A 26,708-nucleotide genomic window follows, 5' to 3' on the forward strand; every position below is an offset into this window, starting at 1 on the left:
TCGAAAGGACCGCGCAGCACACCGATATCTGAATGCTGTTGCCGAACGCCGCTGCGAATCCCCTTCCGGTCAGAACCTCAAGGTAATTGCTGAGGGTCAGAGCACCGCCTTTTTCAAGGGACTTATAAAACAGACGGCAGAGCGGCACGATCAGAAAACCAAGGAACAGCAAAGTGACCGCCAGAAATATCCCCTTGATCTCCACTTCTTTCTTCTGTTTCATAACGCTACCCTACTCTCACTTCCATTATCGGAGCGGCCGTCTGTTTAAACAGCGTGAATATGTGGTTGCGCTTTATCACCAGCTGGTTTAAGATGAATTCCTTCACGAAATCATTTTCCGGAGTCTCGATAATCTCCTCCGGCCTTCCATATTGGGAGATCCTGCCCTGATTGACGATCAGCACCTTATCCGACAGCGTCAGCGCCTCCTCGGGGTCATGGGTGACGATGATGGTAGTCAGGTGGTAATCCCGGGCGATCTGCCGGATCTTATCCTTGATGGATTCCTTGATCACACCGTCCAGTGCGCTGAGAGGCTCATCCAGCAGCAGAATCCTCGGTTTCATCACCATGGTTCTCGCCAGCGCCACTCTCTGCTTCTGCCCTCCGGAAAGCTGCTCGATCTTCTTATGCAGGTGCTCCCGCAGCCCCAGCAGATCGATCAGTTCCTCCACCTCCTGCGGCGTCGAGATCTTCGGGTTATTTTTCAGGCCGTAGGTGATATTCCGGTACACGTTCAGGTTTGGGAACAGGGCGTAATCCTGAAATACGATATTGAAGCCCCTCTGTTCCATGGGCATATCCGTGATCACCTCTCCGTTGAAGATGATCTCCCCTTCATCCGCCCCAGTCAGACCCAGAATCAGGTTCAGGAGCGTAGTCTTTCCGCAGCCGGAGGGACCCAGGATCGAGACGATCTCGCCCTCCTCAATATTCAGGTTGATATCCTGCAAAATAATATTTCCATCATACGATTTTTTCAGATTCTTAATCTCAAGCATAGAAACTCCTCTCATGGTTCATATATGGCGTGTCTGCCTTGCCGACGTCTCTATGAAACCATATTTTTCCTGCTTTCAACTACCGTCTTCTTGAAAATTCTCTGTAAAATGGGCGTAAAAAAAGCTGTAGAATTTCTACAGTTCGAAATTCTACAGCTTATATTTTTTCATCACTTAAAGCTTTGTGGGCTGCCCATAGGCCTGCTTCCGTATTACCCTGCTGCTCTCATCCAGCTTTCCGGTATACCGCTCATAGTCGCTCAAAAGAATGGCAATATAGATCATATCCACCACCATGAGCTGCGAGGCCCTGGAAAAGATGGCGTCGCCGTACAGAAACTGCCGGTTGCTGGTGCACAGGACCAGATCGGAATACTGTTCCAGTAAGGTATGTTCAAAATTGGTGATGGCGATCGTCTTCGCTCCGGCCTTTCCGGCCATCTCCATGGCGTCCACCGTACTTCTGGAAAATCCCGAGTAAGATATGCCGATCGCCACGTCCCCCTCCGAGAGGCTGGCCGCGCTGACGCTCTGCATATACACATCTCCGTAAGCGATGCAGTGGATTCCCAGGTACATCAGCTTCGTGATCAGATCCTGCGCTGTACAGGAGGAATTCTCCACGTAATAGACGGCGATTTTATTCGCCCCGGTAATCGCTTTTACCACGTCTTCCAGGATATCCGGCGTTATGCTTCTTATAGTCTTCTCGATCTGTCCGATGGTGGTTCCGATAATTTTTGCCGGGACATCGCGGATGGTGTCGCGTTCGGAAAATGGAAAACCGTACAGAAAACGGCTGCCCTCCTCCTGTTCACTCCCCGCCAGTTCATACCGGAAATCCTTAAATCCCTGGTAGCCCAGCGCCTTCACAAACCGCATGACGGTGGGCTGGCTGACTCCTGCCCCTTCAGCGATCTTTTCCAGCGTTAAATCCTTCAGATTTTCCCCGCATTTTAGCAGATAATCCGCCGTCTTCTTCTCGGATCTGCGCAGCACCGGATAGGACCGGGTAATCTCCTGTTTCAGTCTCTGGTTCATTGACGCCTCCCATTATGTAGAAATACTACAATTTTACGTCAATTATACGAAGTTCCGAACAGGCCAACAAGACAGGTTATGTAAAATTTTCCTATAATTACTGCATTTTCACCGTCTCACAGAACTCCTGTAGCGTCCGGTGAAGCTGGCCCTCCGCCGTCTCGTCACAGAGCACGACAATCTTATCGCCGGCAAGCAGCTTCGTATCGCCTCTCGGCACGAATTCCGCCTCGCCCCTCATCAGGGAGACGACGAGACACGTCTTCGGCCACGCGATCTCCGATACCTTCATGCCCTCCGCCGCGCTTCCATGGAAGATCATGCCTTCCACCAGCACCTTTTCTCCGGTCAGAACCGCCTTCTTATCCGGATTCTGCTTCGCCAGCAGACGGTGAAGCAGCTGGTCGTAAACCGGCGCACACCGCATGATATCCGGCACCAGATATGCAGCCAGGGACACCATGGACAGCGTGAGCAGATGGGAGAAGGACCCCGTCATCTCACTGATTAAGATAATTCCCGTAATCGGCGCGCGGACAATGGCGGAGAAGTAACCGGCCATCCCCAGGATGATGAAGTTGCCTAAAAGCCCGTCTAAAGAACCGCTCACCATTCCCACCGCGTTGAAGTAGATGCCTCCGATCACGGCTCCCATGACGAGAAGGGGCAGGAAGATACCGCCCGGCGCTCCGGAACCGAAGCTCACCATGGAAAATACGAATTTCAGCACAAACAGCAGACACAGGGAGCCCATCACCATTTCTCCGGAGGAGAGCACCTCCACCAGGGAATGGCCGCCGCCCAGGACGGACGGATAGAGGAATCCGAACACCCCGGCCAGCATAAATGGGATCAGCAGCCGCATCGTCTGTCCCGGAAGCTTCTGATACAGATCCTGGGATTTGGACAGGCAGGTGTTATAGACCACGCCCATCAGCCCGATGATGACTCCCAGAATAAGCACATGGCCGTATGTACCTAACGGCATCATATGAATAATATGAAAAGTAAAGACCGGTTTCAAGCCGAATACATTTCTGGAAACAAAGTCTGATGTAATCGATGCCGCCATGGATGACAGAAGGATCTCCGGTGAAAAATGCTTATGTATCTCCTCTAAGGAGAACAGCACGCCCGCTATCGGCGCGTTGAACGCGGCAGATAAACCGGCGCTCGCACCGCAGGTCATGAGAAGCTTTTCCTCCGTCTTCACCCGCTTCGTAATCCTGGAAAATCCCTTGGCCGCCATAGCGCCCAGCTGGATGCTGGGGCCTTCGCGTCCGAGAGACAGGCCGCATCCCAGACCGATTAAGCCGCCTGCCAGCTTAGCCAGCAGGACCCGCCACCAGCATTCGTCGATCTCGCCCATGATCTCGCCTTCCACCTGGGGAATACCGCTGCCCGATATGAGCGAATCCCATTTCAGAAGCATCGCCACAATTATGGCCGCCACAGCAAGCACCACAAACCACACCGGCACAAACCACGTGTGGGTCCTTCCATAATTCAAAACGGAATTCAGGAGTATTTCCGCATATCCCAGCAGGTAACGGAATGCCACCACCACGACTCCTGAAATAGCGCCCACGGCGACCCCTTCCAGTATCAGTGCATAACGAAAACTCCGGTAACGGTTAATCGTATTGGTAACCGTATTCTCCGACCGCATCTTACGTTCCCCCTCTTTACTCTCTTTTAACATTCCAATCCTTTCGTTAAAAACGTGTTAATTTTTCTATTGACAGTATTTGATTATAACGCTGTGATCTTCAGATAGCAAGGAAATTGTTCACAATTTGGCCACATATTCCCTCAAAAAAAGTATTATGATATGGATATGAAAAAGAAAGTGGTGAGATTTATGAAGCAACACACACATCGATGGACCGGGCTGCTCCTTGCCGCATGCCTCCTCTCCATCCTTCTCTCTCTTCCGGCCTTTGCCAAAGAGAAGGAAAAGATCGATAAGATTCCCCTCAGTTTTTCCTCCTCCATAACAGCGGGGAAAACAGGCGGAGAAGTATACGTCACGGTCGATGATCCCTACTACGCATCACACTGCCGGATCGTCAACACGAAGATTGTCAATCAGCCGGATTCGTCCTGGACAGCCGGAGTATCGCCGGAAATCATGATTTCCCTCCGCGCGGAAAGCGGGTATTATTTTTCTTCCGCGCAGGGAGAGGCGTTCCGTTTAACCGGAGCCGGCGCCGTATTCGACCGGGCGGAATTTCTCGAATCCCAGTCTGTTCTGCATGTGACAGTCCGTTTAAATGCGCTCTCCGACCCGGAAGCGGCGGTCGTTCTAACCGGACTTTCCTGGGATAAAGGGGCCTTCACCGCACTCTGGAACGACGACAGCAACGCCCGCTATTATCAGGTTCAGCTGTTAAAAGACGGTCAGCCTGTGGGCGCCATAGTAACCACCTACACCAATTACTGCCGTTTATCCGATAAGATAGCGGGAAAAGGCAGCTACAGCTTCAGCGTCCGTTTCGTTGACAGCGCCTTAAACCGAAGTGAATGGATCACCTCCGAGACCTGGGAGATCAGCGCTTCCGAGGCAGCCGTGCTGGGGAACGGGACAAAAAGCACGTACGGTCCCGGCACAGTCTCCTCCCCCGGCAGAGCCGTAGGAGAATGGAATTCCGACGACACGGGATGGTGGTTTGAGCACCCGGACGGAACGTGGACCACGGACGGCTGGGAATCCATCGGCGGGGAGTGGTACTATTTCGATCACTCCGGATACCGGAAGAGCGGATGGATTCCATGGCAGGGTACCTGGTATTACTGTGACGAAGACGGGATCATGCTGAAGAACACGGAGACTCCCGACGGATATGAAGTCGGCAGCACCGGCGCAATAAAAGACAAATAAAAACCCCGGTTTTATCTTCTTTTCCCAGGAGACTGTTCTCAGGGATTCAGGAGATAAAACCGGGGCTTGTCATTTGCCCGCCCGTCATTTTTGCTTATTGAGTGTTCTGCGCTCATGCAGCTTTTCCGATTAACAATTCCGGGGAAAATGCCGTGCTGTGGCATACGATTTCCACCGGTTTTCCAAGGCCCACGTTCATAACGCCCATCAGTGATTTTCCATCGATTACAAGATGATTGTAACAGATGTCAACATCGAAATCACAGGATTCCGCTTTGTTTACGAACGCAACCATTTCTTCTACGGTTGAAAATGTATAAAACATGTTTTTCATTTGGAGCACCTCCCTCTCTGTTTGATGATCTTATTTTACTCCTTATTTCGACGGAATAAAATAAAATATTTTTACGAAATGTTGTAATATTTTATGTTCTTTTCTAATCTTTCCCGGTTTTGGACTTTCCATACATAAAAAAATGAGAAATTCTTTCATTTTTTTACGAGAAAGGACTACACAAAAAATGATTTATCGTGTATAATGTAGAAGTTCGGGTTTCGGCGGGCACATATGGCCGGAAGAACTGAATGCTCTGGAGACGTATCGAAGTGGTTGTAACGAGCCGCACTCGAAATGCGGTTGTCGGGTAACCGGCACGTGGGTTCGAATCCCACCGTCTCCGTTTTCTAAAAGAACACCAGAAATCATCTTTGATGGCCTCTGGTGTTCTTTTTATTTATTTCTGAATAAATTCTTCAATAAACTTAGAGGCCACTGCCCCATCCGAAGCGGCTGTAACGATCTGGCGCAGCGGTTTTGTTCTCACATCGCCGACTGCAAATACACCCGGTACGTTCGTCCTGGTCGTCTCGTCCGCGATGATATATCCCTGTTCATTTCTCTCCACCTGTCCTTCAAAAACTGCGGTGTCAGGCACTCGGCCAATTGCTACGAAGACGCCGTCGCAGGCAATCTCCCTCTCTTCCCCCGTCTTCACATCGGCCAGACGAACTCCCGTCACCTTCTTCTCGTGGAGAATCTCTTCAATACGGCTGTTCCATAAAAACTCGACCGGGCTGTCCTTCAGCGCATTCTGGTATACCATGGAGGCGCGCAGTGCGTCCCTCCGGTGAACGAGATATACTTTCTTACAGATCTTTGCCAAAAATAACGCATCCTCCGCCGCACTGTTGCCGCCGCCGGATACCACGACAGTCTTGTCCTTATACCGCATTCCGTCGCATACCGCGCAGTATGCCACTCCGCGGCCGCGCAGCTTCTTCTCTTCCGGCAGTCCCAGTTCTCTCGGTGAAGCGCCGGTGGCGATCACCACCGTCTTTGTGAGAAGCTCACCGCCTGTAGTCGTGATCTTCTTCGGCTCGGCCTTAAGATCCACACGGATCACCTCGTCAAACGCAGTCTCCGCACCGAAACGGTCGGCGCCCTTTTTCATCTTTTCTCCCAGCTCGAAGCCGTCGATTCCATCTTCAAATCCGGGATAATTATCTACCTGGCCGGTAGTCGCCATCTGACCGCCCGGCGACAGCTTTTCCAGCACCAGGACCGACATGCCGCTTCTTGCGCAGTAAAGTGCCGCACTGTAGCCGCCGGGACCTCCGCCAATGATGACAACGTCATATATTTTATCGTTCATATCGTATTCTCCTCTTGTGAACAGTTATCGTTTCGTTTTAAACCGCGCCGTTCTCTTTCAGCCAGTCCTCAATCTCTGTCATGGAACCCGGATTGATGAGAGGCTCGCTCGCCTTACCGCCCTGATATACGATCAGTGTCGGGATCGTCTCGATCTCGTGCTTCTCCTCCAGTTCCGGACTCTCATCGATATCAACCTTGCCCACCAGAAGCTTTCCTTCATACTGTGCCGCCAGACGGTCCACCACCGGTCCCAGTCTGCGGCAGTAACCGCACCACGGCGCCCAGAAATCCAGAACCACCGGTTTTTCCGCCTGAAGTACCTCTTTGTCAAAATTATCTTTATTAATTGTCATGATATCCATCGTTGCTGCTCCTTTCCCTCTGCTGTAACTACTGTTATTTTCTCAGATACAGTTCATACTGTAATTATATTAGTTACAGTATGAACTGTCAAGGGGTTTTTCATAATTATTATCAATTATTATGATTTCCAATTTTCGAATAAGATCATCGAATCAACACACACTGATAAATTGAAAGGAGCCTTCATCCATTTTCAGCAAAGCTGTTTCACAGATAGAACAGAGCAGAAAGGCGGCATCCATGTCAGTCATTAAAATAACCGGTGCGCGGAGAAAGCAATACGGCGAAGTATCTGTACCGGAATCTTCCCCTGCATAACAGTCATTGGTAATGAATTTCTTTACCGATGTTGTATTGCATACTTCAGTTCGTTATAATGGTTCATGAACGTTAACGAAAGGAGTCTGCAATATGGAAAAGCATCAGGTATCGATTGATACAGCAAAATGTGTTGGCTGCGGTGTATGCGCGAATGTATGCGCTGCACATAACCTTACCATCAATCATAAAAAAGCAAAAACAATATCAGATCACTGCCTCATGTGCGGACAATGCAGTGCGGTCTGTCCAAAAGAAGCCATTTCCATCACCAATTATCCTGTGGAACAGATCGAGATAAAGGGAGAGGGCCGACTGAATCCGGACGATGTATTAAATGTTATCCGTTTCCGCCGGACCATCCGGCAATTTAAGCAGAAAGAAATTCCCAGTGAAGTAATCAGCCAGATTCTGGAAGCGGGCAGACTTACGCATACAGCGAAGAATATGCAGGATGTATCCTTTATCGTGCTGGATCGCGAAAAAAATCGTATTGAGCAAATGGCGGTCAGCCTCTTTCAGAAGTTAAAGCCAATGGCAGATTTGTTCAGTCCCATGGCAAGAAATAATAAGATTGATGACAACTTCTTCTTTTTCAACGCGCCTGTTGTCATTGTCATTTTGGCAAAAGATAAAACAAACGGTATTCTCGCAGCACAGAATATGGAATTTGTCGCGGAGGCTAACGGTCTCGGCGTACTGTTCAGTGGATTTTTCACAACGGCGGTGAATGCTTCGCACAAAATAAAAAGAGCGCTGAATATACCAAAAGGAAAACGAGCCGCCATGACCCTGGTAATGGGTTACCCGGCCGTTAAATTTCTCCGCTCTGCACCGCGTGAAAAATTAGACGTCAGCTATCGATAAGGAGGCCGGTAATGGCAAAAGAATGTGATGAGAACCTGTTAGAAATCGTTCATGGCTTTCAGAAATGCAGAAACGCATTTACCGCCATTGGTGATGAAACAAGACAATTGATCCTGCTGGTGCTGTTGGAAAGCGATCTGTCCGGAATCCGGGTCGGTGAAATTGCACAGAAAGCACATCTTACAAGACCCTCCGTTTCCCACCATCTGCAAATATTAAAGGAATCCGGGATTGTTGCAATGCGGAAAGAGGGCACGAAGAACTACTACTATTTAAGTGTAGACGGAACGCAGTGGAAAGAGATTGCTGATTTGATCAACCTCATTTATGCGAGCATACGTCATATCAGTTCGCAGCCATAAAAACAAAGCGAAAGGTGATTACTATGATCTTATATTTTTCAGGGACAGGAAACAGCGAATACGCTGCAAAGAGAATTGGCAGAGAGCTCCGGGACGAGGTCCTCAATTTGTTTGAAAGAATCCGGAACCACGATTATTCAGAAATACACTCAGACAGCCCGTGGGTCGTCGTCGTCCCTACCTATGCATGGCGGATTCCGCGCATCGTACAGGAATGGCTGGAAAACGCGGCGCTGACCGGGAACAGGGACATTTATTTTGTGATGACCTGCGGCGGCAGTATCGGGAATGCAGGCAGATACTTAGAAAAGCTTTGTGCTGCGCGGAAGCTTCACTATCTGGGATGTGCCCAGATCAAGATGCCGGAAAACTACATTGCAATGTTTTCCACACCGACGCAGGAGGAGGCACTGGATCTCATCCAGCAGTCTGAAGCTATGATTGACAAAACCGCCCTTACGATGAAGAGAGGCGAGCCCATTCCACAGCCTGCCTTAACCGCTCAGGATAAGATAAGCAGCGGGATTATAAATGATATTTTTTATCCGGCGTTTGTTCATGCAAAGAAGTTTTCCGCTGCTGATACATGCATATCCTGCGGAAAATGCGTCAAAGTCTGTCCACTGAACAATATCCGGCTCGAAGCAGGAAAGCCGGTATGGGGAAAGAACTGTACGCACTGTATGGCCTGTATCTGCCGCTGTCCGGCCGAGGCCATAGAATATGGCAAACACAGTAAAGGAATGCCGCGGTACGTTTGTCCAAAGACGATGTAGGCGGCACTCCCCTTCCTCTTACCCTATTGTCTCATCATTCTCACCAAAGGTCTCCACGCGAAACACTACGGGGCGTATTCCATCCGTGCAGCAGACGATGGTCTGTCCGTCTTTCCGGTTCCACGGCTTATACGTCCCGCCTGCTGCTACGCTTGTGACACTGTGGTAAATGTCAATCCACGCCCAGGGACAGAATCCCTCGGGCATCTGCGCGCCTCCCTCAAAGACAAAGCTGTCTCCCACGTTCAGCAGGCCACAGGGCCCCGCCTCCCTGCCTTCCGTTAAGTATTCATCGGCAAAATCCGGATAAAATTCTTTTCGAAGAACCGTTATTTTTACTCTTTTCATCTTACACCTCTGTCTGCTGTAATCGTAAATTCTCCGGGCACATCAGGATTGTCCCAGGCCGGATGCTCATCAAATCTTTTCAGGATGAACTTGTTGTTTATGACGGCGTTGATAATCTCGCTGATGGTATATTTCCTGTAACTGCACCGCGGCATCTGCCGTCTGACACTGTCTTCGTAAAAACGTGCGTGAGCCATCTCTCCCTCAAAAACAGCAGTTGAGAAGTAGCTCATGGATGGCTGTTCCAGATTCAGGATATCCGCAATCTTGGTAAATGGGTGGAAATCGCTGCATATCATCGTTCCGCCCAGCTTCAGCAGCGCGTACATAACCTGCATAAATGCGTCGATATCATGGAAATAATGCAGCACGCCTGTTATCCTGTGAGATATCGAATACGGTCACTTCCGCTCCCAGCACAGCCAGAGGAACCGCCTTCTTTCCGCAGGAACCGCAGATATTGGCAATCTTTCTGCCTTCATACGTATCAAAATACGCAGAATACTTTTTCAGCATGGCGGCCGGATTCTCTATGATTTTCTCTGCCTTCTTAGAAGGAGGCCCCTCTTCCTTAAGCCAAAACTCATAAGCGTTATATTCCCACGCGCGTTTGTTTCCGGAGCTGTAATCCATCATAAATCCGCCCTCCCTATTCTGATTTTCCTTCATCTGCGGTTCCATTTCTTCTATAATAATCTATATCATATCAGATAACCGTCCATTTTACTACATCCCGATCATATCAAACGCTTCAAACGAGCCCGCCAGATCGTAATCCTCTTTTGGATTCCGCCCCCTCATCTTTTCTCCGTTGGAGGTAATGCGGCAGCCGCGTGCCGGAAGCAAAGCGTCGTCCGGCCGCCCTCGTACCTACCTTCATTCACTCACTCTCCTCTTCTCCTGTACGCCTCGTCCGCCAAAAGCAGGCCATACCTTCCTGCATGATTTCTATCAAAACTTTGCGTATTTTTCTTAATAAATGATTTGATCAATATATTTATAAATATATAAAATGCTTCCTGCCGGTTGTAATCCGACAGGAAGCAATCGTACTTTCCCGATTTTTCTTATTCCTGCTTTATCTTACTTTCTATTTTCTCTCATTTTCCCTTACTTCCTATTTTATCATACAGCATTTCAAAATCTTCTACCGCCATAGGCTTCGCATAGAAAAATCCCTGGGCCATCTTACAGCCGATTCCCTTTAAGAACCGGGCCTGAGCCTCATTTTCCACGCCCTCGCACAGCACCTCCACGTTTAAATCCCTGGACAGATTTACGATGCTGTTGATGATGCTTTTATTGGCGTATGTAATCTCACTTCTCCCCAGAAAGCTGCGGTCCAGCTTGATGATATCGAAGGAGATATCCTTTAACACATTGAGACTGGAAAATCCTGATCCGAAATCATCCAGCAGGATCGGGTATCCGTACTCACGGAACCGGTTGACCGCATCGCTGATCTCCATGAGATTCTCCACAAAGATACTCTCTGTGATCTCGAGCCCCAGATCCTTGGGATCGACACCATATCCCGTGACCAGCCGGTGAAAATCATCGACGAAGCCCGCGTTCTTAAACTCTTCCCTGGAAATGTTCACGGATACGGAAAAACTGGAAAGCCCCCGCCGCTTCCTCTCCGCCATATAGCGGCACACCTTGTCGTAGATCAGAAAATCCAGCCTGGTGATATCGCCCACCGTTTCCATAAGCGGGATAAATTCCCCTGGCATGATCTCTTCCCCCGTGCTCCGCATTCTGGCCAGCGCCTCCGCTCCCGTAATCTCCCCCGTCCTGATATCAAAAAGCGGCTGCAGAACAAAATAAAATCCATCATCTGAAAAGGCCTGCATGATTTCCTCCGACAGCCTCCGGCGCCTCACATGATTTTTCTCCATCTCCTCCGTAAATATAGCGCATCGCGATACAAACGTCGGTTTTAAAGACTTTCTCACCTGCTCCGCCCTGCTGATATAGGGATGGATGCTCTTCGCTCTGTTAGGGATCTCGCAGATTCCGCAGACGAAGCCCGGAAAACACTTGGGATGCGCCTCCCACTCTCCTGCAAGAAACGCCTCGGTTTCCCGGTGGAACTTTTCCGCCATATCCTCGGCGCTGACGCCCTCGGGTATGGTAAACAGCGCCACAAAATTGTCGGCGTACACGCGGCTCCCACAGAGATAAAAATCACTCTTTCTCAGATGATCCGCAAATGCCAGGAGCATCCGGTTGCCTTCCTGCTCCCCGTAAATGCTGTTGAGCGCCTTAAATCCCAGAATATCGGCGTACAGCACGCCAAAATGGCGGTGCTCCCTGTCCTTTTCTATGATTTCCATTGATTTCTTCAAAAATGTATCGTAATCCGGCAGCTTCGTGACCTTGTCGTACTGCTTCATCTCCTGAATCATGTAACTCAGGTTGCTGTCTTCCTGTATTTTTAAGATAAACTCGGCGTCGGCCTTCTCCTCCTGGTACTCCCAGAATTCCTTCACGTGTTCCATAAAGTTTCTCTCGTATTCCTCAGAGTAGAAACGCCCCTGCCATCCTCCTGTGTTTTCCGCATAAAGCTGCGCTCTGAGCGCTTTCTTGTACATCTCATCGAGGCCGCTTCCCTCATCCGTCTCCCGAAACGCGCCTATGGTCATGGAGTTGAAGATCCTTTCTCTCCGCGCAGCGGTCAGAAGACGGTCGAACAGGGCTTCCAGGGTTCTCTGCTCACAGGAAGCCAGAAAGACTATTCTTCCTTCCCCAATACTGCCTGCTGCCCCGTCCGCCAGACACGGTTCCCGCTCCAGCAGATTTAAGATCCATCCCCTGGCATTCTGGCTCCGGCGTTTGATTGCGACTGAGTATTTTACAACACAAAGGCTGTAATGTGCAGCTCCTGCGCTTTTCTTCAGTAACTCTTCCAGCGTATACTTTAGTTCCGCGTTTTCCAATACCCTCACAGCTGCATCTCCTCCACCTCTGTCTGACTCACGGATCACCAAAATGCTGCCCGTCTCAGACATTTTCATAGTTTAAGTTTACCGCGATTCACAGCGGTTGTCAAACTTTACCACGGAACGATTTCCCCGGATTCTGCGCAGAAATACAGGAGGCAGCCCGTCTGGACCGCCTCCTGTATCAACACTTTCTATTCTTTATTTCACTGCGTGGGCCGGCTGATAATCTTCCACAGACTGGATCACTTCCCGCTTGATCGTTCCCGAAAGGAAGAACGACATCTTCGCACACGCCGGGCCGATCAGCTCATAGAGCACGGAGGAGGACAGGATGATGGTCAGGAGCAGACTTCCGATCTCTGCCGGAAGCATTCTCTGTCCAAGGAACGCAAGACCGATGGCAACGCCGGCCTGTGGAATCAGCGCCAGGCCTATATAGCGTTTCATGGTTACAGGCATTCCTGTCATGGAGCATCCGATGTAAGCACCTGCGTATTTTCCAACGATACGGATAAAGAAATAGCTGACTCCTATGATTCCTGCCGTCCGGAGCGCTGTCACATTTAAGTTCATACCGGAAATGATAAAGAACATGGACATGACCGGCGGCGTAAAATGGTTCACCTGCTTAAACAGCTTCTTATCATTGGTCACGTTCATATATGTCGCACCGAATACCATGCAGGACAGAAGGGGAGAAAGCTGGAAAAATGCGCAGATGCCCGAGATACCCAGCAGCATCGCCACCACCAGAATCAGGCGGTTATCCTTGCTTCTGGCCGGTGTCAGCAGCTTCGACAGCACAACTCCGCATAAAAATCCGAGAACCAGTGCCATGAGATTCCAGAAGATGGGAACCATCACATCCGTAAATGAGATATGGCCGCTGGTTCTCGCATTGACCACCGCCACAACGGCACTGAAGGTCAGAAGGCATACCACATCATCCAGAGCCACCACCTGCAGAAGAACATTGACAAAATCGCCTCTCGCATGGTACTGATGAATGGTCATCATCGTACTGGCCGGAGCGGTAGCCGTGGCAATAGCCCCCAGAATCAGCGCGAAGTTCCATGACATTCCGAATATCATTCTCATGCTGATCGTCACGAGAACACCGGCCGCCAGCGCCTCGAAGATCGTGATGATAATCACCTTGATCCCTGCTTCCTTAATAACTTCCTTCTTAAAAAATTTCCCAACGCCGAAGGCGATAAACGCCAACGCAATATCACTCATAAATCCCATATGTCCCAGAATATCCGACGGCACCATCTTTAAGCAGCACGGACCGATCAAAACTCCGGCTATGATATAGCCGCTGACGTTCGGCAGCTTCAGCCGTTTCGTAATCCTGGTGACAATAAACCCCGCGAACAGTATGATAGACAGCGAACAGAGCACTGCTGTAGATTCATCCATTTGACTGTATAAAAGTTCCATAAAAACATCCCCTTTTTCCCCATTATTGTTGATACTATATGATTTTTTTCCTTTCTATGGTACAATTATAGCAGTCATATGTATAATAGCAAATTATGGTATCTATTGTATTTATAAATTTTTATGATAGGGGTGTGATGTTCATGATGGATTCCAAACTGGAAACCCTGATTAAGGTCAATGAGACACGCAGTTTTACAAAGGCGGCCGAGCTGCTTTCCCTGACGCAGCCGGCAGTCAGCCAGCATATCCGGCAGTTGGAACAGGATCTGGGCGCAACGCTCTTCATTCGGGGGGAGGGTCCCCTGAAACTGACGCAGGAAGGGGAAATTGCGATAAAGTACGCCAAAAGAATTCAAACGCTCTACCAGAATCTGGAGCAGAGTCTGGGCGATCAGAAGCGTCACATCACCAGGCTGTCCGTGGGAATCACCCACACCTCGGAGAGCAATATCATGGTGGAGGTTCTGGCACGTTACAGCAGCCTGAACGCAGGCTGCCGCATAACGATTATTTCTGACACCATAAATAATCTTTATAATAAGTTGAAAACCTACGAACTGGACCTGGCAATTGTCGAGGGAAAGATCGTGGATAACAACTTTAATTCCGTCATGCTGGACACGGATTCCCTGATCCTGGCGGTATCCAACCACAATCCGCTCTCAAAGAAAAGCATTGTGACACTGGAAGAGCTGAAAAAACAGCGCCTGATTCTCCGCCTGCCGGATTCTGCCACCAGAAACTTATTTATCTCCCACCTGGAGAGCAATAACGTCTCTATCGATGAGTTAAATGTGACTCTTGAGGTGGATAACGTGGCCACGATCAAGGATTTGGTGCGAAGAGACTTCGGAGTATCGATTTTGGCAAAGAGCGCATTTGCCTCGGAACTGCGGAAGGGAAAGATGACCGGACTTCCCATCGAGAACCTGAGCATGACGCGGGAGATCAATATGGTTTACCATAAGGATTTTGAGCATACGGATCTATTGCAGGAGATTACCAAGATCTACTATGAGTACTCCAGAAGTAAATATACTTGAGAGTGTGTTTTTCCGGCGGGATCTGGCTGCTACTGCTTGTTTACAATATAGATTCCGATGCAGACCAGAACCAGTGCTCCTATAGCGGTCAGCCCAAAGGCCTGTTGTCCTTCGCCCAGAAACAGGGCTGAGAGGATTACTCCGAAGACCGGGTTCATGAAGCCGAAGACGGCGACTTTGGAGACGGGATTCAGTTTCAGCAGAATTCCCCAGAGGGAATACGCTACTGCCGAGACGGCTGCCAGGTAGAAAAGCATGGAAATGGAAGGCGCTGTCCACACACTCACGCTTCCGCCGGTGAGATATCCACAGAGAATCATGATAATTCCACCGAGCAGGAACTGCCAGCCGCTGAGCATAACCGGATTGTCCTCCCGGGAATAGATTTTTATCAGGACGGAGGAGACCGCATAGGCGATGGTCGAAAGCAGGATGAAGCCTTCTCCGGTCAGGGACAGGCTCATGTCCAGTCCGCTCTGGTTGATGTTGATTAAAACGACACCGGCAAAGCCGGCGATGCAGCCAATGATCTTGTGTTTGTCCAGCTTTTCCTGGCGGAAAATAAGGCTGGCTATGAGAATGGCTACAAATACGTTGGAGGCCTCAATAATAGAGGCCTTCACCCCTGTCGTGTGGGCCAGGCCGACGTAGAAAAAGAGATACTGGATGACGGTCTGAAACAGGGACAGCTTTGCGATCCGGATCCAGGAGGTCTTCCGGGGAATTAGAGGACGGCGGTTCATCAGGCTTCCGAGGAGAATCGTCAGCAGGCCTGCAAGGGTAAAACGGCAGCCGGCAAACAAAAGCTGGCCGGAGATGTCATTGCCGTCAATCTGAAATAGTTGATATCCTATCTTTATACATGGAAAAGCGCTGCCCCACAGCGCGCAGCAAACCATCGCTGTGAGGCAGACGCCCATCGTAGTCGTTAGAAACGCACTTTTCCGGTTCATCTTACAGTTCAATTCCTTTTAACTTGATGTAATCCTTAATAAGCTTCGCGGTCTGCTCCAAATCGAATTTGCTGGTATTGATGATCAGATCGTAATTGGTCCAGTCCTCCCAGCGGCCGCCTGTATAGTAACGGTAATACTCCTTACGTTCTCTGTTAATCTTCTTCACACGTCTTGCAGCCTCTTTTTCATCCACCTTATCCACTTCCATGGTACGCTTGATCAGGGCCGGGACATCGGCATAAACGAAGATTTTTACGAGACCCGGCACGTCCACATCCTCGCGGCTTAAAATGTAATCAGCACAGCGTCCGGCAATGATGCAGGACTCCTGGTCTGCCAGTTCCCGGATAACCTCAGACTGGAAACGGAACAGATTCTCGGGTTTCACGATATCGCCGTCTGTAGACGGCTTCCCCAGCTGCGGCTTCATCCCGCTTACAATCTTGTAAAGCAGGTTATTGCCCGCCTTTTCATCGGCCAGACGGAAAAAAACCTCTCCGACTGCACTCTGCTCCGATGTCATGGTCAGAATTTCCTCATCGTAAAAATGTATTCCCAGCTCTTCCGCCAGCGCTTTCCCTACGATCCGGCCGCCGCTGCCGTACTGCCGGCCAATGGTAATGACCAGATTCTGTTTTTCCTTCATGATACCTTCCCCCTTATTGTTCTTCCATTACCGCATCAAAACAGATGGCTCCGTAAGGACGGATGCTCATGCGGTAAGCATTGCCTTCTCCGAGGGCCTTCTCGATATATGCCACGTACTCTTCCACCAGATCGTTTGGCAGCATAGCCATGATAACACCTGCGAATCCGCCCCCGTGAACACGGCACGCGCCGCGCTGTTTCCCGGCGATGAATAACTCCGTAAGCGCCAGTGCGACAGTGATCCCCTGCTCCTGATAGGCGCTGTTGGTAAAGCAGTTCTGAAGCCATTTCCAGGAGGAATTGCCGGAAGCCGTGATATTGTTTAAGAAATCGGAAAAACGGCCTTCCTTTAATGCCTTTACTTCCGCCTCTACGCGCTTGTTTTCCTCAAAGAAATGAAGGGCGCGCAGCACAGAACGGTCTCCCGCATACTCTCTCACTTCCGCAAGGTGTCCAATTACCTCTTCTTCCGTAATCTCGGCGCAGACCTCTTTTCCAAAGAATTCGGCCACTTTCTTCATCTCAATCGGCACAGAGGAATAATCCGCGCTTAAATCCGCATGGCCCTTTCCGGTATTGACGATAATCAGGCTGTGATTCTGGGAGCTGAAATCAAAATCGATCTTCTCCACAACCGGAGAAGCCGGCTCCAGAAAATCAATGGTGATGAGACCGCCGACCGCACAGGCCATCTGATCCAGCAGTCCGGAGGCCTTGTCCCAGTATACGTTTTCGGAATATTTTCCAATGTGGGCGTAGGCCACGGTATCCATACGGCCTTCATTAAAGAATGTATTTAAAATAGAACATAGAAGCATCTCGAAGGACGCGGAGGAGCTGACGCCGGCCGCGCTGATGACATTACTCGTAATATAGGCATTAAAACCGCCGACCTCATAGCCGGATTCCTTAAAGCCCTGAAGGAGTCCCTTCACCAGGTCAATCGTTCCCGCTTTCTTATCGCTGGGGGATAAATCATTCAGATCAATGATAAAGCTCTGATTAAATGTTTCGCTGATAATATGTACCTTGCTGCTGTTGTTCTTCGCAGCCACGCCGACACAGTCTAAGTTAATGCTTCCTGCAAGGACTTTTCCATGGTTATGATCCGTATGATTGCCGCTGATTTCCGTACGTCCCGGGGAGCTGAACAGGGTCACGTCTTCTTCCGCAAATTTTTTCTGAAAACTTTTCACAAGATTCTGATACCGTTCTATATTGGCATCCACCGCCGCTTCGCCGTACAGTGCGGTCATAAGCTTCCTGGATTTTTCAGATTCGAGCATTTGGATTGTATCGCATACTTTCATGTCACATGATCTCCTTTTTCCATACATTTTCAAAATATCAGAATACCTCCGACACCTGCGCCGCGGGAATCTGCTCTTTGACAAAAGTATATCATAACTTACGAGTCTTCTACAATATAATATTTATCGAAATCCTATAATTTCATTTGACGTCGCTGCAATTCACGGCCCCATGGAAAGTCTCCGCCGGGAATTCCGGTACGTGGGAGGGCAGGAGAAGGAAGTGTTTCCTTTTCCGAGGTTCGCAGGAACTTAAGCAGAAAGACGGGGAAAAGAGGTGGTGAAATCTGGCCTCCAAGCCAGATTTCAAGTGGACACGGAGGAGAAGTCCTTCAGGAGTTCTCCGTAGTTTGCACGATCCGCCCCTTTTCCCCGTCTTTCTGCTTTAGTTCCTGCCACCGAGGAAACAAGAAACACTTCCTTCTCCTGCCCTCCCACGTATCGGAATTCCCGGCGGAGACTTTCCATGGGGGCGTGAATTGCAGCTTGACACCCGCCCTGCCGCTTCCTTATAATGAGGAAGAACGCAAAAGGTAAGGAGGACTTTTCATGTACTGGAACGAAAAACCGTACCATTCCCTGGATTATAAGATGAAACGTATCTATGGTCATAAAATATATAAACTGGCATTAGACGGCGGCATGACCTGTCCGAACCGCGACGGCACCCTGGGTACGGACGGCTGTATCTTCTGCAGCGGCGGCGGCTCCGGAGAATTTGCCGAATCCCTGTCCGCTCACGTATCCGTCACGGAACAGATCGAAGCGGCTAAGGCCCGGGTAGAAAAAAAAATGGAAAAAGCCCGGCCCGAAGCATCACCGGAATATCCCGAAGGCCGTTACATTGCCTATTTCCAGTCCTATACAAACACGTACGCGCCGACTTCGCACTTAAGGGCGCTGTTTACTGAGGCCATCACCCATCCGGACATCGCTGTCCTGTCCATTGCCACACGCCCCGACTGCCTTCCGCCCGAAGTAATCGCGCTTCTGTCAGAGTTAAACCGCATAAAACCGGTCTGGGTGGAACTGGGCCTGCAGACGATTCACGAGGAAACAGCGCGCTTCATTCGTCGCGGCTACCCGCTGTCCGTCTTCAAAGGCGCTTTTCAAAGACTCCATGACGCCGGTCTGACCGTAATCGCCCACGTAATTCTCGGCCTTCCCGGGGAGACGCCCGCCATGATGCAGGATACGGTCAGCTATCTAGGCCGCTTGGGGGAACACGGCATTGACGGTATAAAACTGCAGCTTCTGCATGTGCTGGAAGGAACCGACCTTGCCGTCTTATACCGCGCAGGCGGTTTTCAGACCTTTTCACTGGAGGAGTACGTCGATCTCGTAATCGACTGTATCGCTCTTCTCCCGCCGGAGACGGTAATCCACCGGATCAGCGGCGACGGTCCCAAAAAGCTTCTCGTAGCCCCCGTGTGGAGCGGAAACAAACGGCTTGTGCTGAACTCCATGGCAAAGCGCTTCAAAGAACGCGGCGTGTGTCAGGGGGACCAGTATTTGAAGGAGCAGACGGATTGAGCAATTTTCCTGCTCCATTCATACCCAGAAAAAAAGGCGGTCTCTTTATACCAGAGCCGCCATTCTCTCAAACCCGAACTCATGCAGGACAAGGTCATCATCAATCACCTCGTCATACACTCCGTCTGCCTTTTTAAAACCATTCTTCACATAGAGATTAATCGCCGGTTCATTGATATCCACAACAAACAGCCTTAAGTATTCAGCCCCCAGTTCTCCCGCCCGGGCAACCGCCATGTTAAGCGCAATACTGCCAATTCCCCTTCTCAGGTAATCGACGTTCACTCCAAACCGGTCAATGTACAGGGCCTTCCCCTGCTCGTCGCTCCATCTCACACAGTCAGCGCCAGAGGCGGAACTGCACAGGGCAAATGCGGAAACAATATTCTCTTCTTCCGTGAGTACGTAAAGGCGATTCCTTTCAATATCTTCGTAGAAAAACTCACAAGGATATATTTCGTCCCAGATCGGGACTCCATTTTCATCAATGTTTCTGATGATTTCTTTATATACAGCTTTAAGCTGCGGTAAATCAGCCATCTCTGCCAACCGTAATTTCATGTCAATACCCCACCACGCCATTTTCATCAATGGTCACACCGAACGAAATCCCCTGCATGTACTGATAAAACTCTGCCTTTTTTCCCGGATCGGTCAGTTCCTTTGTAAATCCGGCCCCGGAAGTGCCTGGAACCAGGGATAACTTCACCTGATTCTGTTCCAGATCCACATCAGCGCGCAAAAGCGCGGTCTTCGGAATGCTGCTTCCAAAGATAAAATTGCCGAGACTGTATACAATCGGCTTTCCCTGATAGTATTCAATCCCCTGCAGTACATGAGGATGGCTTCCAATGACGAGATCGGCTCCCGCATCGATCAGCTGTCTGCCAAGGGTCCGCTGGTATTCCTGCGGCTTTTCGTCCCGTTCGATTCCCCAGTGCATGTACACCACCAGATAATCACAGTATTCCCCGGCCGCTTCGATCTCTTTTAAGAGTATGGATGGATCGTATCCGCTCACCATTCCCGGCTTTTTGCTGTTAGCCACCCAGGAAGTATCGGGATACACCCTTGAGGCTGCCAGGAAACCGATGGTTCTGCCGCGCACCTCGATGGTCTCCAGCTGCTTTGCACGGTCCATGTTGGCACCGGCGCCTACATAGGGGATTCCCGCATTCTCCAGAGTCGTACACGTATCCACCAGTGCATCGGTTCCATAATCCAGTGTGTGATTATTGGCAATCGTCACGATATCGATCCCCAGCTCATGCATCATGGAAACCCGCTCCGGCGGTACCCGAAATGTAAACTGTTTATCCGGAGCCGGCGTTCCTCTGTCGCTGAACGGGAACTCCTGATTCGCCATATAGATGTCCGCCCTGCTGATTTCGTCCCGATATGCCTCATCCAGCACTCCATGTATGCCCCCTGCATTATCATACGCGGTCAATACATGACTGGAAAAATATACATCCCCGCTAAAAAGCAGATGAACGACAGGATCCTCCGGTTCTGTCTCCGCCACTGCGGCCGTACTTGCCGCTTCCGTTTCCGATACTTCCAGCTTTAACACTTCCTCCGTAGCCGCCTCCGGAGCCGAAGCCGCCGTCTGCTCCCCTTCCTGCGCCGCGGGAGCCGCCGCCGTCTCCTGTCCGGAGGCAGGAGTCTCCCTTATGCCGCCTCTCTGTCCATCCACCGCAATCCAAACGAGGAGTGCCGCAAGGAGAAATACCGGAAGGATAATCAGAAGCTTCATTAATAAGTTCGTCCGTTTCATCCCTTCCTCCTTAATTCATTATCGATTGATTCATGATAGATGCCTGATTCATAACTTTTTCTGCAAATATTTCCGTTTCTTCCTTAATTTTCGCATCGTAAACCCGTTTTCCACTACAAAAGTACGTTTCTTTCATAACCTTTAAGTCATGATACTTCAAAAATACTTTATAAATTTCTGATGCACCTTCCAGAATTCCTGCTGTGGTAAAGACGGCTACACACTTTACCTGCTGTGGGGACAGGCTCTTTATATACTCTTTCAGTGTCCCGGGAATCTTTCCCCAATAGACCGCACCTCCCAAAAATAAGATATCCGTTACTCCTTCCAGCGGAACTTCGATGGATTCCGCCTGGCAGCCCGCCACCGGTGCAATGGCTTCCGCGATTACTTTCGTATTCCCTGTTCTGGAATAATAACGCACTGCTGTCTTCATGCTTCCCGCTCCAATCTCTTGATAGTCTTTACTAATATTACACTGAGACTGTGTATTTGTCAAATTATGCCAGCAGCGACCGCACTTATGCTTTATATGCGCATGACCGTCCACACCTCCATGACAAAGAAAGGCCTTCGCGGCTATCCGATTTCGGGACAGCCGCGAAGGCCTGATTCACATTACCCAATATGCTTGCATTACGATTTTACTATTACTATTTTATCATTACTGTTTCATTATACTTCGTTCTATATTCCTGCTCCAACGCACATGTCTGGAAGCCATACCGCCTACAATGCAACGATAATCCCGCCGTCACTGGCATATACCGTTGCCACTCCGGCCGTCTCCGTAATGATGACATCCTTAAATGACGCCTGGCGGCACATCTCGTTCTTCACCACCTCAGCACGCTCGGGATTGTTGCAGTGCGCGATAATAAGTACCTTGTCTTTCGTCTCTCCCGCTTCCCGGATCGCGATATCGGCCATGCGCGTAAGGGCTTTATTGATCCCCCTCGCCTGATCCAGCTTGATGATCACACCGGAATCAGCTCCCATAACCGGCTTAATGTTCAGTGCGGTAGCAAAAAATGCCTGAAGGCCGGTCAGACGGCCGTTCTTGCGCAGCGTGTCCAGACTCTCCAGTACGAAATATGTTCTCATATTCTTAATAAAGCTGCGTGTCTTCTCCTCAATCTCCTCAAACGGAAGAGATGCCTGACAGAGCGACTGTATATAAAGGGCGATGTTTAACTCCCCGGAAGAAGCGGAATCGGAACTGAAAACCGCGATGTTCTTCCCATCCTGGCCATGTTCCTCCTCATAGAGCTTCTTCGCCAGTACGGCGCTGTTGTACGTTCCGCTTAAATGCTCGGACAGAGTAATAACAAATATCTGCTCTGCGTCGCATTCAAATGCTTCCTTAAACCTCTCAGGCGACGGACATGCGGTCTGCGGGCACTCACTGCTGCTTCTTACCAGCTCCAGAAACTTCTTCTGGTCAAAGGTCTCATCATCTATTACCTGGGTATGCTCTACCTGCAAAGTAAGGGGAATGATCTGAAAATGCGGATCTTTCTTTAAGTCAGCCGTTAAATCCAGACAGCTGTCCCCGATAATCTTATAGCTCATATTCTATTTCCTCCTGACATATAACTTGTCATGTAGTATTCATTACTATATATTATAGGGAAGCCACGGTGGAATGTCAATAGAATATTACTCCTGAACTTCCGCATTTTGCATCTGTTCCCGAAGCTCCGGGCCACTCGTCCCGTTTTCGGCCGTAAGAAAGCCGGAAATTTCATTCAGGCTTTCAAAATCTGTAAAATCCACCTTCCTGCCAAATGTCTCAATCAGCCCCCGTGTCTCGGAATTTTGCTCTTCCGGCGGGATCTTCTTAACCCTGCTGTACAGAAGCCCCATCATCGCCCGGTGTGCGACGGAAAGCCTGGAGTAATCCATGCCTCCTCTCAGATGAAAGAGCTTCGTTTCTGCCCAAAGCGGGTCCGCCAGCTGCTTCTTTATAAAATTTCGGATATTTCTGACATTCGTTTCATCGGCCGGGTCAGACAGCCCTACTGTGACCACCAGAAGCTTCGCAGCCGGTTCCTGGCGAAGCAGCTTTGCCGTTTGGCTCAGACCGAGAATCTGCCCAGCATAGATCCCTCCCAGGTGTATGACCACTTTACAGGAAGAGAGAGACTTTACCTCCTTGCAGTTCCTGCACGGTATGCCCGTCCTTCGTGATAATTCTTCCGCATAACGCTTCGTCGTTCCGTACTTGCTGCCATAAATAATAATTCGATCCATATTCTTCCTCCTGTATCCTTCCTTATCCTGTGACCGTTACGGTGCCGCCGTCATCGCCTCTTCCGCGGCCTCCAGGCCGTCGATTCCATCGTATAGCTTCATAAGCAGCGTAAACAGCTGCTCCATCTCCTGATCCGTGTACCCCTGAAACAGACAGGCAAGTTTTTGTCCGTGAAGCGCTGCGGTCTGTTCAAAGTACTCGCCCAACCGTTCCGTTGGAAGCAGAAATGACGCCCGCTTGTCATTTTCGTTCTGTATGATTGTAACGAAACCCTTCTGTTCGAGAACTGCGGCCAGCTTCTTGATATTCTGCCTGGAGCATCCCAGCAGATCTCCCAGCTGGGTGAACGTCAGCCGCTCCTCCGACTGCCTCACCATGGTCAGAAGCATAAACTGTTTTAGCGTAATGCCGGAGCTGCTCTTATCAAATATGGTCTGAAGCCTGTTTTCAGCAATGCACAGCGTGCTGAACACAGCTTTCTCCTGCCTTTCTCTTGTACCTTTAAATCGTCTGATGAGATCTGAAATCTGCATGCGTCCCTCCATATGGTAACTTGTTACCTATTTATCGTAAAGAGGAGGACAGGAAAGTCCGCAGGCTACCCTGTCCTATTTTCCGGCTGGTCTCCATGAGATCAGCCGGTTCGTCTTATCTGTCTGTAGATCAGTCGTCTTCCTGTGCGCCTACAACCCCCGCCGTACTGGCGGCAGTCGCAACGACAATCACGACAACAAAGAGGATCAGCAGAATAATCCCTCCGAAAAATGCCAGCATAAAGGTCGTACCGTCATCTTCCGAAGCCGTCTCTGCGGCCGCCGGTTCCGCGGCCGCCGCCACGTTTTCCGTCTCCGCATGAGAAATGAGCACCGCACCCGGGGCCGCTCCTGCTAATACTCCGATGGCCAGCGCCAGCATAAGCCGCAGCACTGCCTTCTTTATCTCCCTTATCTTGTCCGTCATAAGAATCTCCTCCTGGTTACTATACAATCATAGTACCTAGTATATCATAAGGGAGCGGAAAATGGTATCCCTAATCATTCTTAGTTTCTTATTCCTCTTAGTTTCCTATTCCTCTTCTTTACCCATATCTGCCATAAGGATCATGATATCGTTGCTTCTCGCAATGAATTTCGTCATGCGCTCCGGAGTCAGGGATCCGTGGCTTAATGCGGCCAGGTCATACAGCTGCTCGCAGATTTCCTGGATGTGGCCGCCCTCTCTGTGATTCAGAACGTACTGAACCAGCTTATTGTTGTAGTTGAGCACCAGAGTCTCACCGCCGGCTCCAAACATGGACGGATCCATACCAGGCATGGTGTACATCTTCATCATCTCCTGCATACGGCGGCTGTCTTCGGAAACCGTAATCATGGAAGAAACGGCTTCATTTTTCAGTTTTTCCACTTTTACTTCCAGTTTATCGTTGCCAAGCGCCTTTTTGAACACCTCTGTCAGCGCGTCCGCATCGCCCTTCATGGCTTCCCTGGCCTCTTCCGTCATCTCTTCCTTAAAGCTGTCTGATAAGTCTGAGTTGATAGCCAGGAACTTCACATTCTCATTCTTCTGCTCCAGGAAATTGATGAACGGGCTGTCGATATTCTGAGTCATATAGACCGCATCCATGCCTTCCTGCTTAAACATATTGATGTACTGGCTCTGTTCCTTCTCGTCTGTGATATAGAATACGGTGTTCTCGTGCTTTTCCTTATTCTCCTCCAGGCAGTCGGCCAAAGTGAAATACTTGCCTTCCAGATTCTTGAAAATGATATAATCATTCATCTTTTCAGCGAATTTCTCGTCCTTTAAGCAGCCGAATTTGATAAATGGATTGATATCATCCCAGTACTTCTCGTAATTCTCACGGTCGGTCTTGAACATACCGCTTAACTTGTCCGCTACCTTCTTTGTGATGTAATCGGAAATCTTCTTGACAAAGCCATCGTTCTGCAGTGCGCTTCTCGATACGTTAAGCGGCAGATCCGGACAGTCGATCACGCCCTTCAGCAGCATTAAGAACTCCGGAATTACTTCCTTGATGTTGTCTGCGATAAATACCTGGTTGTTGTAAAGCTTGATTACGCCTTCCAGGCTGTCATAATTTAAGTTCAGTTTCGGGAAGTATAAGATTCCCTTTAAGTTGAACGGGTAGTCCATGTTTAAATGAATCCAGAACAGCGGTTCTTTGTAGTCATGGAATACCTTGCGGTAGAAGCCCTTGTACTCTTCCTCTGTGCACTCGTTCGGATGCTTGTTCCACAGCGGGTGGATGTCATTCTCCGGAACGGGACGCTTTAAGATCTTATATTTTTCCCTGGCAGGAGAAATCTCTACGACTTCTTTTTCGCCGTTCTCATTCTCTTTCTCCTCAGTCTTGGCTTCCTCGACGATCGTCTCGATAATGGTGTCTTTCTCGGTCAGCTCGTCCTTCTCGATGGTATCATACTGCGGTTCAGCGGAGGAATTCTCCAGATAAATCTCCACCGGCATGAAGGAGCAGTACTTCTCCAGCACTTCTCTTGCGCGGTACTCGTTGCAGAACTCCAGACTCTCTTCATTCAGGTACAGCTTAATCGTGGTTCCGAAGGAGGTCTTATCCCCCTCTTCCATCTCATATTCCGTACCGCCGTCGGATTCCCAGTGAACCGGCGCCGCACCTTCCCGATAGGATAATGTATCAATCGTCACCTTATCTGCTACCATAAATGCGGAATAGAAGCCCAGTCCGAAATGGCCGATAATCTGATCCTCATTGGCCTTGTCCTTATACTTCTCCAGGAAATCCTGTGCTCCCGAAAATGCGATCTGGTTGATGTACTCATCCACTTCTTCCATGGTCATACCGAGGCCGTTATCGGTGAAGGTGATCGTCTTATCGTTGGAATCCACCGTCACGGTAATCTTAAATTCCACGTCCTCCGGCTTCTGCCACTCTCCCATGACCTCAAGCTTCTTTAATTTCGTGATCGCGTCGCAGCCGTTAGACACTAATTCACGGTAGAAAATGTCGTGATCCGAATAAAGCCACTTCTTGATAATCGGGAATATGTTTTCGCTGTTAATTGTCAAACTACCTGTCTTTGCCATATCCATACACTCCTTACTCTTTGCTGTATATTTTTCCATGGTTTGCCATGGTTTCTCACTCTTTGCCTGCAAAGAGTATTTTAATACTCCATTTTCCA

28 protein-coding genes, 1 tRNA gene and 1 pseudogene are annotated in these 26,708 nt (G+C 49.6%); 7 read left to right on the forward strand and 23 right to left on the reverse strand.

Annotated elements, in window-relative coordinates; translation table 11 throughout:
- From ACLTD4_RS06525 to ACLTD4_RS06540, 4 genes and pseudogenes are all read right to left on the reverse strand, one after another.
- Window positions 1–223 (reverse strand): annotated as a pseudogene (locus ACLTD4_RS06525) (iron ABC transporter permease); the annotation flags it as partial.
- A gap of 4 nt (window positions 224–227) precedes the next feature.
- Window positions 228–1,004, reverse strand: a complete 777-nt coding sequence (locus ACLTD4_RS06530; protein ID WP_029465576.1) for an ABC transporter ATP-binding protein — start codon at window positions 1,002–1,004, stop codon at window positions 228–230.
- A gap of 174 nt (window positions 1,005–1,178) precedes the next feature.
- Entirely contained in the window at window positions 1,179–2,045 is an 867-nt protein-coding gene (locus ACLTD4_RS06535; protein WP_117620947.1) for a MurR/RpiR family transcriptional regulator, read from the reverse strand.
- A 97-nt stretch (window positions 2,046–2,142) separates the two neighbouring features.
- Window positions 2,143–3,714 (reverse strand): ClC family H(+)/Cl(-) exchange transporter, encoded by a 1,572-nt coding sequence (locus ACLTD4_RS06540; RefSeq protein WP_117620948.1) that lies wholly within the window; start codon window positions 3,712–3,714, stop codon window positions 2,143–2,145.
- A gap of 192 nt (window positions 3,715–3,906) precedes the next feature.
- Between ACLTD4_RS06540 and ACLTD4_RS06545 the strand changes: the two genes are divergently transcribed.
- Window positions 3,907–4,926, forward strand: a complete 1,020-nt coding sequence (locus ACLTD4_RS06545) for a lysozyme (RefSeq protein WP_243008245.1) — start codon at window positions 3,907–3,909, stop codon at window positions 4,924–4,926.
- Between the two features lie 112 nt (window positions 4,927–5,038).
- On the opposite strand, the gene ACLTD4_RS06550 is transcribed toward ACLTD4_RS06545, so the two are convergent.
- Complete coding sequence (locus ACLTD4_RS06550; RefSeq protein WP_117620949.1) at window positions 5,039–5,260, reverse strand: HPr family phosphocarrier protein; 222 nt, start codon at window positions 5,258–5,260, stop codon at window positions 5,039–5,041.
- Window positions 5,261–5,518: 258 nt separating this feature from the next.
- Between ACLTD4_RS06550 and ACLTD4_RS06555 the strand changes: the two genes are divergently transcribed.
- A tRNA-Ser gene (locus ACLTD4_RS06555) sits at window positions 5,519–5,606 on the forward strand.
- A gap of 54 nt (window positions 5,607–5,660) precedes the next feature.
- On the opposite strand, the gene trxB is transcribed toward ACLTD4_RS06555, so the two are convergent.
- Both trxB and ACLTD4_RS06565 read right to left on the reverse strand, forming a co-directional pair.
- On the reverse strand, window positions 5,661–6,578 hold the full coding sequence (gene trxB, locus ACLTD4_RS06560; protein ID WP_029465572.1) for a thioredoxin-disulfide reductase: 918 nt from the start codon (window positions 6,576–6,578) through the stop codon (window positions 5,661–5,663).
- A gap of 37 nt (window positions 6,579–6,615) precedes the next feature.
- Window positions 6,616–6,942: a thioredoxin family protein gene (locus ACLTD4_RS06565; RefSeq protein ID WP_025530155.1), complete on the reverse strand. Its 327-nt coding sequence runs from the start codon at window positions 6,940–6,942 to the stop codon at window positions 6,616–6,618.
- Between the two features lie 412 nt (window positions 6,943–7,354).
- On the opposite strand from ACLTD4_RS06565, the gene ACLTD4_RS06570 reads away from it, so the two are divergent.
- The 3 genes from ACLTD4_RS06570 to ACLTD4_RS06580 are packed head-to-tail and all read left to right on the forward strand — an operon-like array spanning window position 7,355 to window position 9,266.
- Window positions 7,355–8,128 (forward strand): nitroreductase family protein, encoded by a 774-nt coding sequence (locus tag ACLTD4_RS06570; RefSeq protein ID WP_117620950.1) that lies wholly within the window; start codon window positions 7,355–7,357, stop codon window positions 8,126–8,128.
- An 11-nt stretch (window positions 8,129–8,139) separates the two neighbouring features.
- Entirely contained in the window at window positions 8,140–8,490 is a 351-nt protein-coding gene (locus ACLTD4_RS06575) for an ArsR/SmtB family transcription factor (protein ID WP_055656384.1), read from the forward strand.
- A 23-nt stretch (window positions 8,491–8,513) separates the two neighbouring features.
- Window positions 8,514–9,266, forward strand: a complete 753-nt coding sequence (locus ACLTD4_RS06580; RefSeq protein ID WP_117620951.1) for an EFR1 family ferrodoxin — start codon at window positions 8,514–8,516, stop codon at window positions 9,264–9,266.
- An 18-nt stretch (window positions 9,267–9,284) separates the two neighbouring features.
- Here ACLTD4_RS06580 and ACLTD4_RS06585 read toward each other — a convergent pair whose 3' ends face one another.
- The 5 genes from ACLTD4_RS06585 to ACLTD4_RS06605 form a co-directional block, all read right to left on the reverse strand.
- Window positions 9,285–9,614: a TIGR04076 family protein gene (locus tag ACLTD4_RS06585; RefSeq protein WP_055656388.1), complete on the reverse strand. Its 330-nt coding sequence runs from the start codon at window positions 9,612–9,614 to the stop codon at window positions 9,285–9,287.
- Complete coding sequence (locus tag ACLTD4_RS06590; protein WP_243008244.1) at window positions 9,611–9,985, reverse strand: hypothetical protein; 375 nt, start codon at window positions 9,983–9,985, stop codon at window positions 9,611–9,613. Before ACLTD4_RS06590 ends, ACLTD4_RS06585 begins: the two co-directional genes overlap by 4 nt.
- Window positions 9,966–10,250 carry a hypothetical protein gene (locus ACLTD4_RS06595; protein WP_243008243.1) on the reverse strand — a complete coding sequence of 95 codons (285 nt, stop codon included), beginning with the start codon at window positions 10,248–10,250 and terminating at the stop codon, window positions 9,966–9,968. The genes ACLTD4_RS06590 and ACLTD4_RS06595 overlap by 20 nt, the downstream gene beginning before the upstream one ends.
- 464 nt (window positions 10,251–10,714) lie before the next feature.
- A complete protein-coding gene (locus ACLTD4_RS06600) occupies window positions 10,715–12,562 on the reverse strand; it encodes a GGDEF domain-containing phosphodiesterase (RefSeq protein ID WP_055656390.1) in 1,848 nt (615 codons plus the stop codon).
- Between the two features lie 195 nt (window positions 12,563–12,757).
- The gene (locus tag ACLTD4_RS06605; RefSeq protein ID WP_055656392.1) at window positions 12,758–14,002 is read right to left on the reverse strand and encodes a cation:proton antiporter; all 1,245 of its coding nucleotides are present in this window, start codon (window positions 14,000–14,002) and stop codon (window positions 12,758–12,760) included.
- 143 nt (window positions 14,003–14,145) lie between these two features.
- On the opposite strand from ACLTD4_RS06605, the gene ACLTD4_RS06610 reads away from it, so the two are divergent.
- Window positions 14,146–15,048 (forward strand): LysR family transcriptional regulator, encoded by a 903-nt coding sequence (locus tag ACLTD4_RS06610; protein ID WP_025530148.1) that lies wholly within the window; start codon window positions 14,146–14,148, stop codon window positions 15,046–15,048.
- A gap of 29 nt (window positions 15,049–15,077) precedes the next feature.
- On the opposite strand, the gene ACLTD4_RS06615 is transcribed toward ACLTD4_RS06610, so the two are convergent.
- From ACLTD4_RS06615 to ACLTD4_RS06625, 3 genes are read right to left on the reverse strand one after another with little or no spacing between them, the layout of a single operon-like run.
- Window positions 15,078–16,001: a DMT family transporter gene (locus tag ACLTD4_RS06615; protein WP_117620953.1), complete on the reverse strand. Its 924-nt coding sequence runs from the start codon at window positions 15,999–16,001 to the stop codon at window positions 15,078–15,080.
- Window position 16,002: 1 nt separating this feature from the next.
- Window positions 16,003–16,650 (reverse strand): AAA family ATPase, encoded by a 648-nt coding sequence (locus ACLTD4_RS06620; protein WP_002600967.1) that lies wholly within the window; start codon window positions 16,648–16,650, stop codon window positions 16,003–16,005.
- 13 nt (window positions 16,651–16,663) lie between these two features.
- The gene (locus tag ACLTD4_RS06625) at window positions 16,664–17,962 is read right to left on the reverse strand and encodes a galactokinase (RefSeq protein WP_055656396.1); all 1,299 of its coding nucleotides are present in this window, start codon (window positions 17,960–17,962) and stop codon (window positions 16,664–16,666) included.
- 549 nt (window positions 17,963–18,511) lie between these two features.
- Here ACLTD4_RS06625 and ACLTD4_RS06630 point away from each other — a divergent pair.
- A complete protein-coding gene (locus ACLTD4_RS06630) occupies window positions 18,512–19,495 on the forward strand; it encodes a TIGR01212 family radical SAM protein (RefSeq protein ID WP_117620954.1) in 984 nt (327 codons plus the stop codon).
- A 45-nt stretch (window positions 19,496–19,540) separates the two neighbouring features.
- Here the strand turns inward: ACLTD4_RS06630 and ACLTD4_RS06635 are convergent, their stop codons facing one another.
- From ACLTD4_RS06635 to htpG, 8 genes are all read right to left on the reverse strand, one after another.
- On the reverse strand, window positions 19,541–20,056 hold the full coding sequence (locus ACLTD4_RS06635) for a GNAT family N-acetyltransferase (RefSeq protein WP_117620955.1): 516 nt from the start codon (window positions 20,054–20,056) through the stop codon (window positions 19,541–19,543).
- A 1-nt stretch (window position 20,057) separates the two neighbouring features.
- Window positions 20,058–21,272 (reverse strand): CapA family protein, encoded by a 1,215-nt coding sequence (locus tag ACLTD4_RS06640; RefSeq protein ID WP_117620956.1) that lies wholly within the window; start codon window positions 21,270–21,272, stop codon window positions 20,058–20,060.
- A 10-nt stretch (window positions 21,273–21,282) separates the two neighbouring features.
- A complete protein-coding gene (locus ACLTD4_RS06645) occupies window positions 21,283–21,708 on the reverse strand; it encodes a flavodoxin family protein (RefSeq protein ID WP_055656574.1) in 426 nt (141 codons plus the stop codon).
- A 293-nt stretch (window positions 21,709–22,001) separates the two neighbouring features.
- The gene (locus ACLTD4_RS06650; protein WP_002600973.1) at window positions 22,002–22,844 is read right to left on the reverse strand and encodes a DegV family protein; all 843 of its coding nucleotides are present in this window, start codon (window positions 22,842–22,844) and stop codon (window positions 22,002–22,004) included.
- 87 nt (window positions 22,845–22,931) lie between these two features.
- Window positions 22,932–23,525 (reverse strand): flavodoxin domain-containing protein, encoded by a 594-nt coding sequence (locus ACLTD4_RS06655; protein ID WP_117620957.1) that lies wholly within the window; start codon window positions 23,523–23,525, stop codon window positions 22,932–22,934.
- A 36-nt stretch (window positions 23,526–23,561) separates the two neighbouring features.
- Window positions 23,562–24,059 (reverse strand): MarR family winged helix-turn-helix transcriptional regulator, encoded by a 498-nt coding sequence (locus ACLTD4_RS06660; RefSeq protein ID WP_055656403.1) that lies wholly within the window; start codon window positions 24,057–24,059, stop codon window positions 23,562–23,564.
- Between the two features lie 130 nt (window positions 24,060–24,189).
- Entirely contained in the window at window positions 24,190–24,486 is a 297-nt protein-coding gene (locus tag ACLTD4_RS06665) for a sulfate transporter (RefSeq protein WP_117620958.1), read from the reverse strand.
- Window positions 24,487–24,591: 105 nt separating this feature from the next.
- The gene (htpG, locus tag ACLTD4_RS06670) at window positions 24,592–26,610 is read right to left on the reverse strand and encodes a molecular chaperone HtpG (protein ID WP_055656408.1); all 2,019 of its coding nucleotides are present in this window, start codon (window positions 26,608–26,610) and stop codon (window positions 24,592–24,594) included.
- Between the last annotated feature and the right edge of the window lie 98 nt (window positions 26,611–26,708).

The organism is Hungatella sp., from assembly GCF_046966825.1.